This window comes from Micromonospora sp. HUAS YX12, assembly GCF_040215685.1.
Classification (GTDB): domain Bacteria; phylum Actinomycetota; class Actinomycetes; order Mycobacteriales; family Micromonosporaceae; genus Micromonospora; species Micromonospora tulbaghiae.
This window is the reverse complement of record NZ_CP157974.1, coordinates 3,411,881-3,424,404: the sequence shown is the minus strand read 5'-3', so window position 1 is coordinate 3,424,404 and position 12,524 is coordinate 3,411,881. Positions and strand designations below refer to the sequence as shown.

Annotated in this window: 11 protein-coding genes; 4 read left to right on the top strand and 7 right to left on the bottom strand. The window is 73.9% G+C overall.

Annotated features, from left to right (window positions below; all coding sequences use genetic code 11):
- Positions 1-2: 2 nt before the first annotated feature.
- A complete protein-coding gene (locus ABIH81_RS16690) occupies positions 3-698 on the bottom strand; it encodes a lysophospholipid acyltransferase family protein (protein WP_349875866.1) in 696 nt (231 codons plus the stop codon).
- A 187-nt stretch (positions 699-885) separates the two neighbouring features.
- Between ABIH81_RS16690 and ABIH81_RS16685 the strand changes: the two genes are divergently transcribed.
- Together ABIH81_RS16685 and ABIH81_RS16680 are read left to right on the top strand one after the other, a co-directional pair.
- Positions 886-1,725, top strand: a complete 840-nt coding sequence (locus ABIH81_RS16685) for a DUF308 domain-containing protein (protein ID WP_349875865.1) — start codon at positions 886-888, stop codon at positions 1,723-1,725.
- 174 nt (positions 1,726-1,899) lie between these two features.
- Positions 1,900-3,318 carry a trehalose-6-phosphate synthase gene (locus ABIH81_RS16680; RefSeq protein ID WP_349875864.1) on the top strand — a complete coding sequence of 473 codons (1,419 nt, stop codon included), beginning with the start codon at positions 1,900-1,902 and terminating at the stop codon, positions 3,316-3,318.
- A gap of 15 nt (positions 3,319-3,333) precedes the next feature.
- Here ABIH81_RS16680 and ABIH81_RS16675 read toward each other — a convergent pair whose 3' ends face one another.
- The 6 genes from ABIH81_RS16675 to ABIH81_RS16650 form a co-directional block, all read right to left on the bottom strand.
- The gene (locus tag ABIH81_RS16675; RefSeq protein WP_349875863.1) at positions 3,334-4,158 is read right to left on the bottom strand and encodes an alpha/beta fold hydrolase; all 825 of its coding nucleotides are present in this window, start codon (positions 4,156-4,158) and stop codon (positions 3,334-3,336) included.
- A complete protein-coding gene (locus tag ABIH81_RS16670) occupies positions 4,155-5,561 on the bottom strand; it encodes an NAD(P)-binding domain-containing protein (protein ID WP_349875862.1) in 1,407 nt (468 codons plus the stop codon). Before ABIH81_RS16670 ends, ABIH81_RS16675 begins: the two co-directional genes overlap by 4 nt.
- A gap of 424 nt (positions 5,562-5,985) precedes the next feature.
- Complete coding sequence (locus tag ABIH81_RS16665) at positions 5,986-6,684, bottom strand: endonuclease/exonuclease/phosphatase family protein (protein ID WP_349875861.1); 699 nt, start codon at positions 6,682-6,684, stop codon at positions 5,986-5,988.
- 1 nt (position 6,685) lies between these two features.
- Positions 6,686-7,642 (bottom strand): ROK family glucokinase, encoded by a 957-nt coding sequence (locus ABIH81_RS16660; RefSeq protein ID WP_349875860.1) that lies wholly within the window; start codon positions 7,640-7,642, stop codon positions 6,686-6,688.
- A 64-nt stretch (positions 7,643-7,706) separates the two neighbouring features.
- Positions 7,707-8,342 (bottom strand): hypothetical protein, encoded by a 636-nt coding sequence (locus ABIH81_RS16655; protein ID WP_349875859.1) that lies wholly within the window; start codon positions 8,340-8,342, stop codon positions 7,707-7,709.
- 21 nt (positions 8,343-8,363) lie between these two features.
- Positions 8,364-8,840: an SRPBCC family protein gene (locus ABIH81_RS16650; RefSeq protein WP_091420982.1), complete on the bottom strand. Its 477-nt coding sequence runs from the start codon at positions 8,838-8,840 to the stop codon at positions 8,364-8,366.
- Positions 8,841-9,006: 166 nt separating this feature from the next.
- Here ABIH81_RS16650 and ABIH81_RS16645 point away from each other — a divergent pair, with 166 nt between their 5' ends.
- Both ABIH81_RS16645 and ABIH81_RS16640 read left to right on the top strand, forming a co-directional pair.
- The gene (locus ABIH81_RS16645; RefSeq protein WP_349875858.1) at positions 9,007-10,809 is read left to right on the top strand and encodes a long-chain fatty acid--CoA ligase; all 1,803 of its coding nucleotides are present in this window, start codon (positions 9,007-9,009) and stop codon (positions 10,807-10,809) included.
- Between the two features lie 14 nt (positions 10,810-10,823).
- On the top strand, positions 10,824-12,518 hold the full coding sequence (locus ABIH81_RS16640) for a GAF domain-containing sensor histidine kinase (RefSeq protein ID WP_349875857.1): 1,695 nt from the start codon (positions 10,824-10,826) through the stop codon (positions 12,516-12,518).
- The last annotated feature ends 6 nt before the right edge of the window (positions 12,519-12,524 follow it).

The window sequence follows — 12,524 nt, the reverse complement described above, 5'->3', positions numbered from 1 at the left end:
GGTCAGGCCGGGACCGGCTGCCGGGCCGCGGCGCTCTTGGCCTTCTGCGCGTACGTGTCGACGTACTCGCGGCCGGACAGCTCCATCAGCTCGTACATGATCTCGTCGGTGACCGCCCGCTCGACGAACCGGTCGCCGGCCATCCCGGCGTAGCGGGAGAAGTCCAGCGGCGGCCCGAAGCGGATCCGGACCCGGCCCAGGTTCGGGATGATCTGGCCGGTTGGCTGGATCGCGTCGGAGTTGAGCATGGCCATCGGCACGACCGGGGCGCCGCTCTCCAGCGCCAGCCGCGCCACCCCGGTCTTGCCCCGGTAGAGCCGGCCGTCCGGCGACCGGGTGCCCTCCGGGTAGATCCCGGCGATGCCACCGGCGCGCAGCACCGAGAGCTGGGTGTCGAGGGCGGCCCGGGCGGCCCGCCCGCCGGAGCGGTCGACCGGGATGGTGCCGGAGCCGACGAAGAACATCTTGGTGAGCCGGCCCTTGAGGCCCTTACCGGTGAAGTATTCGGCTTTCGCGATGAAGGTGACTTTTCGCTTGACGATCAGCGGCGTGAAGATCGAATCCGAGAAGGAGAGGTGGTTGCTGGCCAGGATCACCTGGCCGGTCTCCGGAACGTGCTCCAGCCCCTCGACCTGCGGGCGGAAGATCAACCTCAGCAGTGGGCCGAGAACGACGTACTTCAGCAGCCAGTACAGCACCGGCGTCCTTCCCGTGTCGGTGGCGGCGGACGGGTCGCCACGTGGCCCCGAAGGCGCCGGCGGCGCCCTCGGGAGTCCGGGAAGAGGGTACGAACGACGAGCGGCACGCCACAACGCACTCCCGGAACCGGGTGCCGACGTGTCACGATTCAGGGCACGGGCAGGGATCGGCGAAAGGGGGTGTCCGGTGTCAGGGGGCGGGCCCCGTCGGGGACGACGGGACAACGGGCTCGACGCGGCCGAGTACGCGGTCGCGGGCGACGTCGATCCACGCGTCGGCGAGCACCTGCTCGACGTGCTCGCCGCCGGTGGCATCGCGGCCTACCTCCAGCCCTCGGCCGACCTGAACCCGGTGACCCGCACCACCACCGTCCCGGCCCGCCCGGTCGACCGGCTCTACGTCGACAGGTCGCATCTGACCACCGCCCGCGACTACCTGACCCAGCTCGCCGACGAGAGCGCGGGCGACCCGCCGCGTGCCGACGAGCCGGACATCGAGGCCGAGTGGGCGAAGATCGTCGCCGGCTTCCACACCGCGCCGAGCGCCGGCAGCCACCCCTGGCCCGCCGCCGAGGACGTGGACGACCCGCCCGCGCCGGGCACCGCCGCCGGCAGCCGGGCCGAGGAGCCCGCCGGCCCGACCGCCACCGACGTGCGCCGGCTGCCGTACGCCGCCGACGTCTCCGGCGTCTCGCTGAGCCGGGACCGGCACGACGAGCCCTCGCTGCTCGACGGCCTGGACACGTTCGGCGCGAACCTGCCCGACGAGGCGTCGGACGAGGAGCACTACACCCCGCCCCCGCCGCCCCCGCTGCCCCGCTTCTCCAAGTACGCGGTGCTCGGCGTGGCCTGCATCGTGCTCGGCTTCCTGCTGTTCCTGTCCCCCACCGTGGTGTCGCTGGTCGACCCGTCGGTGGTCACGCTGCTCGGCTTCACCGGCATCCTGGCCGGCTTCGTGATGCTGATCTGGCGGCTGCGTCCGGGCGACCGGGACGACCACGACCCGGACGACGGCGCCGTCGTCTGACGCCGCGTCACCGGGCGCCGCCCGGATGGCGGGACGCCGCCCGCCCTGGGCGGGGGCGTAACAAGCGTGTAACTTACAGTCAGTAGGAATAGGCTGAACGTCACGTCCCGCACCGGCTGTCCGGCTTGCGTCTCCTTCCGGGTCGCCGGTCCCCTGCTGAGCGGAATGCCCGAGATGCGACAGAGCCCCCTCGTGGTGGTGGCCAACCGCCTCCCCATCGACGACAGCGTGGCGCCGGACGGCGCCTTCGAGTGGCGCCGCAGCCCCGGCGGCCTGGTGAGCGCCCTGCACCCGCTGCTGCGGCACACACCCGCGACCTGGGTGGGCTGGGCCGGCGGCACCGGTCCCGCGCCCGAACTGCCGGACGTGGACGGCGTCCGGATGCACACCGTGCCGCTGAGCGCCGAGGACTTCCGCGACCACTACGAGGGCTTCGCCAACGCCACCCTCTGGCCGCTCTACCACGACGCCGTCGAGCAGCCGGAGTACCACCGCCGCTGGTGGGAGGCGTACCAGCGGGTCAACCAGCGGTTCGCCGAGGCCGCGGCCCGGGTGGCCGAGCCGGGCGGCCTGGTCTGGGTGCAGGACTACCACCTCCAGCTGGTGCCGGGCCTGCTCCGCGAGCTGCGCCCGGACCTGCGCATCGGGTTCTTCCTGCACGTGCCGTTCCCGCCGCCGGAACTGTTCATGCAGCTGCCCCGCCGGGCCGAGCTGCTGCGCGGCATGCTCGGCGCCGACCTGGTCGGCTTCCAGCGGGCCCAGGCCGCGCACAACTTCGCCCAGCTCGCCACCAAGGTGCTCGGCCTGCCCGCCACCGACCGGCGGATCGGCGTGGACGGCCGGGTGGTGCGCATCGGCGCCTTCCCGGTCGCCATCGACACCGCCGAGATGTCCGCGCTCGCCGCCCGTCCCGAGGTCGCCGACCGGGCGCACCGGCTGCGGCAGGACCTCGGCCGGCCCGAGCGGGTCATCCTCAGCGTCGACCGGATGGACTACACCAAGGGCATCGAGCAGCGCCTCAAGGCGTACCGGGAGCTGCTCGCCAACGGCGACATCAAGGTCCGCGACACGGTGCTGGTCCAGGTGGCGGTGCCCAGCCGTGACCGGGTGGCGCAGTACCAGATCCTGCGCGACCGGGTGGAGCACCAGGTCGGCCGGATCAACGGCGAGTTCGGCCGGGTCGGCGAGCCGGCGATCCACTACCTCACCCAGCCGTTCGACCGCGCCGAACTGGTCGCGCTCTACCGGGTCGCGGACGTGATGGCGGTGACGCCGCTGCGCGACGGCATGAACCTGGTCGCGAAGGAGTACGTGGCGGCCCGGGTCGACGGCACCGGCGCGCTGCTGCTGAGCGAGTTCGCCGGCGCGGCCTCCGAGCTGGAGCAGGCGTACCTGGTCAACCCGCACGACCTCGACGGCCTCAAGCAGGGGTTGCTGGCCGCGCTGCGCGCCGGCCCGGAGGACGTCGCGGCCCGGATGCGCGCGATGCGTGAACACCTGGCCCACAACGACATCCACGCCTGGGCGGCGTCCTACCTCAGCGCGCTGGAGGAGAGCGGAACGCTCGTCGGCCGACGTCCCGCAACCCGGTGACCGGCGCCCCGACGCTCACCCGGGGGCGGGCGCCGGGTCCTTGTCCAGCCAGTCCAGGATCGCGTCGATCGGCTCGCGCCAGCGGGCGTCGAGCATCAGGTCGTGCCCCATGCCGGGGAACAGCAGCGGCGCCGAGGCGTACCGCCGGGCCGCCCTGGTCAGCGCCGTGGCCGGCACCACCCGGTCGTCCGGGCTGCCGAGCACCAGCACCGGTGGGCGGCCCACCGCCGGCTCCGGCGACCGGCCGGTCAGCAACTGCCACTGCGCCCGCCGCCCGGCCCGGCCCAGCCGGGCCAGGTGCCGCCGCGCGTCGGCGTCCGGCAACTCCCGGCTGAACAGCTGCCGCCGGTTGAGCCGCAGCCCGGCGCCGAAGACCGCCGGCACCGTGCCGACCGGGTTGCGCCGCAACGCCGTCCCGAACGTCCCCCAGCCGCCGAGCACCGGCGCCACCAGCACCGCGGCCCGCGCCGGGTAGCGGGCCAGCGCGTGCGCCACGACCCGGGCGCCCGCGCCGTGCCCCACCAGCACCGCCTGCCGCGGCAGGCTCGCCGCCACCTGCGTCACGTCATGGGTGTACGACCGCAGCGTCGCCTCCGGCGCCGGCTCGCTGCCGCCGTGGCCGCGCAGGCTCAGCGCGTACGCCGGGAAGCCGCGACCGGCGGCGTGCCCCAGCCAGTGCTCGGCGAACGCCCACGCGCCGTGCCCGAACCCGGGCACGAACAGCAGCGGCGGCTTCGCCTCCTCCCGTTCCGGTACGGCGGCGAGCACCTCGCGGCGGGCGGGCCGCTCGGGCCGGGCCCACTCCCAGGACCGGACCACCCGCACCCGCTCAACCGTCATTTGCCGCCCTCCAGCTCGTGCAGCGCCCGCTGGAGCGCGCGCAGGTAGTCGGCGTGCCCGACCTCGAACCAGTGCCGGGTACTGTCCTTGACCTTCGCCGAGTACCGCTCGCCGAGGCCGGCCCGCACCTTGCGGTCGAAGGCGGCGGCCCGCTCCGGCCGGGTGGCACGCAGCGTGAGCAGCCGGGCGAACAGCACGCTCTGCCAGTGCGAGATCGGGAAGATGCCGGAGTCCGGCTGCACCAGGCCGACCACGGCGAGCGTGGGATGACCGGCGGTGAACGCGTTGAGCCACAGCCGGGGCCGCCCGGATCCGTCCTCGTCGCCGAGCACCCGGCCCTTGAGGAACTCGAAGCGCGGCAGGTAGCCGGTGGCGAAGACGACCAGTTCCGGGTCGATCCGGCGGCCGTCGGTCAGCTCCACCGCGCGGTCGTCGAACCGGGCCACGTCCGGCACCGGGGTGATCTCGCCGTGGCCGACGTAGTAGACGAGCTGGCTGTTGGCGATCGGGTGCGTCTCGTAGACCCGGTGGTCCGGCTTCGGCATGCCGAACCGGGTCAGGTCGCCGACGGTCAGCCGCAGCGTCCAGTGGTAGAGCCACTGCCGTACCCGCAGCGGCACCCGCAGCGCCAGCAGCGTGTCGTTCACCTGGTCGGCGGGGCGGCCGAGGACGTACTTCGGGGCGTACCAGTAGCCGCGGCGGGTGGAGTGCCAGCAGTGCGACGCCTGCTGCGCCGCCTCCACCGCGATGTCGCAGCCCGTGTTGCCGGCCCCGACCACGAGCACCCGCTTGCCGCGCAACTGCGCCGGATCCTTGTAGGACGAGGCGTGCATGACCTCGCCGCGGAACTCCTCCAGCCCCTCGTAGCGGGGCAGCTTGGGCGACCAGTTGTGGCCGTTGGCGAGCACCACGGCGGCGTACCGGGAGGTGCGCTCGGGGCCGTAGCCGCCGGTGCTGCGCGTGGTCACGTCCCAGCGGTCCCCCTCGACCGGCTCGACCCGGACCACCTCGGTGCCGAACCAGACGTGCTGGCGCAGGTCGAAGTGGTCGGCGTACCGCTCGAAGTAGGACAGCAGCTGGCTGTGGTGCGGGTAGTCCGGCCAGTCGTCCGGCATCGGGAAGTCGGGGAACTGGGTGAACGGCCGGGACGAGATCAGGTGCGTGCTGGCGTACACCGGGCTGCGGTCGTGCCGCCAGTTCCAGGCGCCGCCGACGCCCGTCTCCCGCTCGTAGCAGTCCACGCCGAAGCCGGCCTCGCGCAGGTTCTTCACGGCGGTCAGGCCGCTGGCGCCGGCGCCGATGACGCAGACCGTGTCGCCCCGGTCGGAGACCGGGCGGTCGTCACGGCTCGGTACGTCCGTCCGGTCCGGATCGGGGCGGCCGAGGTCGGTGGAGGAGGACACCGGGAATTCTCCTTTGTGCGGCACGCGTGCCGGGTCGGAGCGAAATCCTGCCGAGAATGCCCGCCGTTGTCCAGCCACCGGATCCGGCACCGCCCACCCGCCCGGCTCCCCCGGACACAGCGTCACCACCCAGCCGGTGACCGAGCGTGAGTGGACCGGCCGCGCCGGAGGCGTACCCTCGTTCGCCCTTTGCTCTGCCGCCACGGACGCAGCACCGCCGCGAGCTGCCCGAATGTCTCGCGGACGTCCGGCCGGGACGTTGCCCGCCGATCACGGCGGGTAGCTGATACGCATATGGCGGCAGAGCAAAGGCGGCGAGGCGGTGGTCCTCCCGGCGGCCGGGCACCTGACCGTGCGTCACGGCCCAGGCGGGCGTGGCGCGGGTGGACCGCCGGGCACGGTCCTCCCCGGCGGTCCGCGCCGGTCAGGCGGTGGGCAGCAGCAGGTCGGCCAGGACCGGGAAGTGGTCGCTGGCCCGGCGGGCCGCCGGCGTGTCCACCACGTCGTAGTCGACAACTGTGATCCGGGGGTCGACGAACAGCGCGTCGATGCGGCGGCGCGGGTCGGCGCAGGAGTACGTGTGCCGGTCGGCCCGGTCGGCCGCGAGCGCCGTGTCGGTGAGCCCCTCGGCGAGGGTCTGCCAGGCCGGCCCGTCCGGGCCCTCGTTGATGTCCGCGCCGGCCACCACGGGCAGCGTGGACGCGGCCAGCTCCCGCTTGAACGCCGCCGCCTGGGCGGGACGCTCGGCCGGGTCGGTGGACAGGTGCGAGCCGGCCAGCAGCACGTCGGCGCCGCCGACGCGGCACCGCGCGTACGCGGCACCGCGCATGTGCCGTCCCGGCGTCAGCGGGTACCGCTGGCACCTGGTGTCGACGACGCGCACCCGCAGGCTGGTCAGCAGCACGTTGCCCAGCGACGGCAGGCCGCCGGCCGCCACGACCATGCCGAACGACCCGGCCAGCGCGGCGCACTTCTGCCGCCACCGGAACCGGCGCGGTCCCTCCTGGACGATCACCACGTCCGGTGCCGCCGTCCGGACCACCTCGGCCAGCGCGGCGGTGTCGTCGCGCCGGCTGTGGATGTTGTACGACAGGACCCGCAGCGGCACACCCGCATCCGTCATGTCAGATCCGCCGGGCCAGGTCGGCGGCGCCGATCACGCCCGCGGTGTTGCCCAGCTCGGCCGGGCGCACCTCGGCGACGGGCAGGCGGCTGCGCTGGGCCAGCGCGTCGGCGAACGACCGCCGGGTCGGGCCGAGCAGCAGGTCACCGGCGTCGATCACGCCGCCGCCCACCACCAGCACCTGCGGGTCGAGGATCTGCGCCATGTCGGCGAGGCTGGTGCCGAGCCAGCGGCCGACCTGGGCGAACGCCTCGGTGGAGACCGGGTCGCCGCCCTTGGCCGCGGCGGTCACCATCGGGCCGGTGATCGTCTCGGCCTCGCCCCCGGCCAGCTCCAGCAACGCGGTCGCCCGGTGCGGCTCCTGCCGGGCGGCGGCGCGGGCGAAGCGGACCAGGGCGCTGCCGCTGGCGTACTGCTCGATGCAGCCCAGCCGGCCGCAGCCGCACTGGTGGCCGTCCGGCACGGTGAGCATGTGGCCCAGCTCGGCGGCGATGCCGTTGGCGCCGCGGACCAGGTCACCGCCGAGCACGATGCCGCCGCCGACACCCGTGCCGATGGTGAACATGACCATCGAGTCGTCGGCGTGGCGGGCCGCGCCGTAGCGGAACTCCGCCCACGCGGCCACGTTCCCGTCGTTCTCCACGATTACCGGCAGGCCGGTGGCGTCGCCGACGTACGTGCGCAGCGGCTCGTCCCGCCAGGCCAGGTTCGGGGCGAACAGCACGGTGGAGCGGGAGGCGTCGATCCAGCCGGCGGCGCCGATCCCGACCGCCTCCACGGCGTGGCCGGCGGCCAGTTCGGTGACCACCTCGATGATGACGTCGCGGGTCTTGGCCACGTCGTCGGCGGGGGTGTCCCGTCGCGTCTGCACGAGTACCGTGCCGGCGTCGTCCACGACACCGCCGGCCACCTTCGTGCCACCGACGTCGACTCCGATGGTCAGCGTCACCGCTGCCACTCCCCTCTGCTGTGCTGCCCGGGGACCGGCCGAACCGGCCGTACGGTCCCGGGATGTCCGGTGGTCAGGCCCCGTCGCCTGGTGCGTCCGCGCCCACCTCTCCGGACGCCCGCGAGGCGGGCACCACGGGACGGCCGGCCGGTGGCCGGCTCGTCGCCGGCTCCGGCGGCCCGGCGGCGTCGGCGGCGGCACCCGAATCGCCCGCGCCCTCCCCCCGGGTGGCGGCGGACCACACGTCCTGCTCGGGTGCCGGCTGAGAATCATGCCCGGTACGGGTCGCCTCGCGCCACACGTGGTCCCCGGACCCGCCCGGCGCGGCGGCGCCGTCGTCGGCGGGGTGCTCCGGCTCGGCCGGGGTGAACGCGCGCAGCAGGCTGGCCACCCCGGCCGCCAGATCCCCGGCGCCGGTGGCGAGCCGCTCGGCGAATTCCGGACTCGGATCCCGCAACGCGGCGATACCGCGACAGACGGGGCAGACACAGCATTCCGGCGAGCCGGTGGCGAAACCGGCACCGCCGGAGTGCTCCGGAGCAGGGCCGGCGCCGGGCGGGGTGTGACCGAGGACACCGGAGAGGATCCCACCGAGCGGACCCCAGGCACCGGAGCCGGGTGCGGCGGCGGCCATCTTCGCGCCGGCGAGCAGGGTGGCGACGAGGCGCTCGGCCTCTTCCCGGGCCGAACCCGGATCAGTGGTGCCCATGGTTCGGCTCCTCCAGCGTGACTACCGGGACGACGGTCGGGTCTCCTGCGCCGCACCGGGTGCTTCTACCCGGCGCTTGAGCTGCTTCAACGCCGCGTCCATGATCATTTTCTCGGCCTTGCGGCGGAACATGCCGAGCATCGCCACGGACAGCTCCACCTCGAGCGTGTAGGTCACCGTGGTCGTCCCGTCCGGATTGCCCGCCAGGTCGTACGACCCGCGCTGGGAGCGCTGCATCTTCGACGGGGCCACCAGGTGCCACTCGATCCGGGAGATGTCCTCGGCGTACTCGTAGGCCAGCACGTACTCGTCGGCCATCACACCCGCGTCGAGGGTGAACCGGACCTGGCTGGCGTAGCCGTCCTCGTACTCCTCGATCACCTCGGCCCGGCGGACCGCCTCGGCCCACTCGGGATAACTCGGGAAGTCGCAGATGACGGCCGCCACCCGGTCCGGTGACGCGCCGATGATGATCGACTGGGTGGAGGAGTCCGCCATGGGGGGAGGCTACCCGGCCGCCTCCCGGCCGGTCCCGCTCCACCCGCCGGACGGCGTCCCGACAGCCGGGCGGGCAACCTCCCTGGCCGACCCCCCGGGGTGTGCGGGTAGGTTTCGACAGAGCCGACCAGGCCGGCCCCCGCCGGTAGAGCACGAGGGAGTGCAGGTGCGCGAGTTCTCCGTCCCGCCGATCGTCACCGTCGGCGACGCGGCCACCCTGACCGACCCGGTCTGGGAAAACGCCGAGGTCGCCCCGGACACCGTGCAGTTCGTCCGCCCCGGCGCGGGGACGGACCCGCGCGAGGAGGTCACCTGCCGCCAGTTCCGCGACGAGGTGGTGGCGGTGGCGCGGGGCCTGATCGCGTCGGGCGTCTCCCCCGGCGACCGGGTCGGCCTGATGAGCCGCACCCGCTACGAGTGGACGCTGTTCGACTACGCGATCTGGGCCGCCGGCGCGGTGACCGTGCCGATCTACGAGACCTCCAGCGCCGAGCAGGCCGCCTGGATCCTCGGCGACTCCGGCGCCGTCGCGGTGGTGGTGGAGAGCACCGAGCACGCCACCCTGGTCGCCGGCGTCCGGGACCGGCTGCCCGAGCTGCGCGAGGTCTGGCAGATCGAGCTGGGCGCGGTCGACGACCTGGTCGCCGCGGGCGCCTCCGTGGACCGGGCCGAGGTGGAGACCCGCCGCTCGCTGCTCAAGGCCGACGACGTCGCCACGATCATCTACACCAGCGGCACCACCGGCCGGCCCAAGGGCTGCGTGCTGACCCACCGCAACATCTACTCCGACATCGCCAACGCGGTGCCGGTGCTGCCGAACCTGTTCCGCCAGGGCGCCTCCACCCTGCTGTTCCTGCCGCTCGCGCACGCCTTCGCCCGGCTCATCCAGGTCGGCGTGGTACACGCCCGGGCCACCATGGCGCACTGCGCGGACACCAAGAACCTGGTCGCCGAGCTCCAGGACTTCAAGCCCACGTTCGTGCTCTCCGTACCCCGGGTCTTCGAGAAGGTCTACAACGGCGCGCGGCAGAAGGCCGAGGCCGAGGGGAAGGGCAAGATCTTCGACCGCGCGGAGAAGGTCGCCATCGCGTGGAGCGAGGCGCAGGAGCTGCCCGGTGGTCCCGGCCTGGGGCTGCGCGCGCAGCACGCCCTCTTCGACAAGCTGGTCTACCGCAAGCTGCGGGCGGCGATGGGCGGCCGGTGCCGCGACGCCATCTCCGGCGGCGCGCCGCTGGGCGCGCGGCTCGGGCACTTCTTCCGCGGCGTCGGGGTGACCATCTGCGAGGGGTACGGCCTCACCGAGACCTCGCCGGCCGCCGCCGCCAACCTGCCCGGCGGCACCCGGATCGGCACCGTCGGCCGTCCGCTGCCCGGCGTCACCATCCGGATCGACGACGACGGCGAGGTCCTGATCGCCGGCGACATCGTCTTCCAGGGGTACTGGCACAACGACGCGGCCACCGCCGAGGCGATCACCACCGACGGCTGGTTCCGCACCGGCGACCTCGGGCAGCTCGACGAGGACGGCTACCTGAGCATCACCGGCCGGAAGAAGGAGATCATCGTGACCGCCGGCGGCAAGAACGTCGCCCCGGCGGTGCTGGAGGACCAGGTACGGGCGCACCCGCTGATCAGCCAGTGCGTGGTGGTCGGCGACCGGCAGCCGTTCATCGCCGCCCTGGTCACCATCGACGAGGAGGCGCTGCCGAAGTGGCTGGCCGGGCAGGGACGCCCGGAGACCACGAGCACCGCCGAGCTGCGCGAGGACGCGGCGCTGCGCGCCGAGGTGCAGTCCGCGGTCGACCAGGCCAACCAGGTGGTCTCCAAGGCCGAGGCGATCAAGGTGTTCCGGATCCTGCCGCACGACTTCACCGAGACCACCGGCGAGCTGACCCCGTCGCTGAAGGTCAAGCGTCAGGTCGTGCACAAGACGTACGCCTCGGAGATCGCCGAGATCTACCGGGGCTGACTACCATCCGTCACGTGCCCGCCTCCACATCCCGCCAGCCGTCGACGCAGCCCCTCGCGGCGGCGGCTCGCGCGGTCCTCCTCGCGCTGGTCGCCGCCCTGACCCTGTTCGCCACCCGCGACGCCACCCAGCTCTGGTGGATCGCGCTGCTGGGCGCCGCCGGCCTGCCCGCCGTGCTCGCCCCCCAACACCGGCTGCTCGCACCGATCAGCCGCTTCGCCGAGGTGGTGGTGCTCGGACTGGCCGCCAGCCAGGTCGCCGCCGACACCCATCTGGCCGGCGTGACCGGCGGGGTGGGCGCCTCGGCGGTGCTGCCGTACCTCGCCGTGCCGGTCACCGTGACCGCGCTGAGCCGCCGGTTCCGCGAGGGCGCCGCGCTGCTCGCCGTGGCGGCGGCGACGCTGCTGGCCAGCGCCGCGTTCACGCAGGTCGACGGCGGGCCGCAGCTCGGCCAGGTCGGCTACCTCGCGGTCTGCGCCCAGTGGCTGATCCTGGCCGGTCTCGGCCTCTACACCGCGGGCACGCTCCAGCGCGTCATGCGGGTGCGCGGCGAGGGCAAACCCCAGCCGTACGCCGAGGCGACCCGCCTGCTCACCCAGCTCCGTACGGTCGCCCGCCAGCTGCCCGGTGCCACCCTGGACCCCGGCGGCATCTCCGAGCACCTGCTGGAGGAGCTGCGGGTGGTGGCCAAGACCGACCGCGGCGCGGTGCTGTCCGCCAGCGGCGGCGGCCGGCTCGTGGTGCTCGCGCAGATCGGCGCGGACCGGGTCGACTGGGAGACCACGCTCGACGCCGACTCGGCCATCGCCGACGCCTGGGCCACCCAGCAGCCGACCGTCTCGGCCCGCTCGCAGGCCCGGTCCCGGCACTCCGGTGAGGTCTCCGCGCTGATCGTCCCGCTGGTGGCGGGCGTACGCACGGTCGGCCTGGTGGTGATCGAGGCGGACACCGCCGCCGCGTACCCGCCGCCGGTGGTGTCCCGGGTGACGGCGCTGACCGGCCCGGCGGCGCTGCGGCTGGAGGCGGCGCTGCTCTTCGACGAGGTGCGCTCGCTGGCGACGAACGAGGAGCGGCAGCGGCTGGCCCGGGAGATCCACGACGGGGTCGCCCAGGAGCTGGTCATGGTCGGGTACGGCATCGACAACGCACTCGCCACCGTGCACGAGGACGCCGAGGAGACCGCCGACTCGCTGCGGACGCTGCGCCAGGAGGTCACCCGGGTGATCACCGAGCTGCGGCTGAGCCTGTTCGAGCTGCGCAGCGAGGTGGACCGGCACGGTGGCCTGGCCGCCGCCATCGCCGAGTACGCCCGCACCGTCGGCGCGTCCGGCGGCCTGCGGGTGCACCTGTCGCTGGACGAGTCCACCGCCCGGCTGCCGGCCGCCACCGAGGCCGAGTTGCTGCGCATCGCGCAGGAGGCGGTGACCAACGCGCGCAAGCACGCCGGCGCGTCGAACCTGTGGGTCACGTGCGAGGTGGATCCCCCGTACACCCGAATCGAAGTGTCGGATGACGGTCACGGCATCGGTGACCAGCGCCCGGACGGGCACTATGGCCTTGCGATCATGGCGGAGAGGGCGGAACGTATCCGAGGCCGGTTGGAGATCAGGCCGCGGCAGCCGAGTGGGACGACTGTGGCGGTGGTGCTCGGTTCGTCGCCCCGGCGCGATAAGGTGCGCGGCAGCGCCGCAGCAGCAGAAGGGGAGTAACCCGAG

Excerpts from the sequence above, each read along its gene's own strand:
- ABIH81_RS16680 (WP_349875864.1), top strand. The coding sequence starts at position 1,900 with ATGCGACAGAGCCCCCTCGTGGTGGTGGCCAACCGCCTCCCCATCGAC.
- ABIH81_RS16675 (WP_349875863.1), bottom strand. The coding sequence starts at position 4,158 with ATGACGGTTGAGCGGGTGCGGGTGGTCCGGTCCTGGGAGTGGGCCCGG.
- ABIH81_RS16665 (WP_349875861.1), bottom strand. The coding sequence starts at position 6,684 with ATGACGGATGCGGGTGTGCCGCTGCGGGTCCTGTCGTACAACATCCAC.
- ABIH81_RS16655 (WP_349875859.1), bottom strand. The coding sequence starts at position 8,342 with ATGGGCACCACTGATCCGGGTTCGGCCCGGGAAGAGGCCGAGCGCCTC.
- ABIH81_RS16650 (WP_091420982.1), bottom strand. The coding sequence starts at position 8,840 with ATGGCGGACTCCTCCACCCAGTCGATCATCATCGGCGCGTCACCGGAC.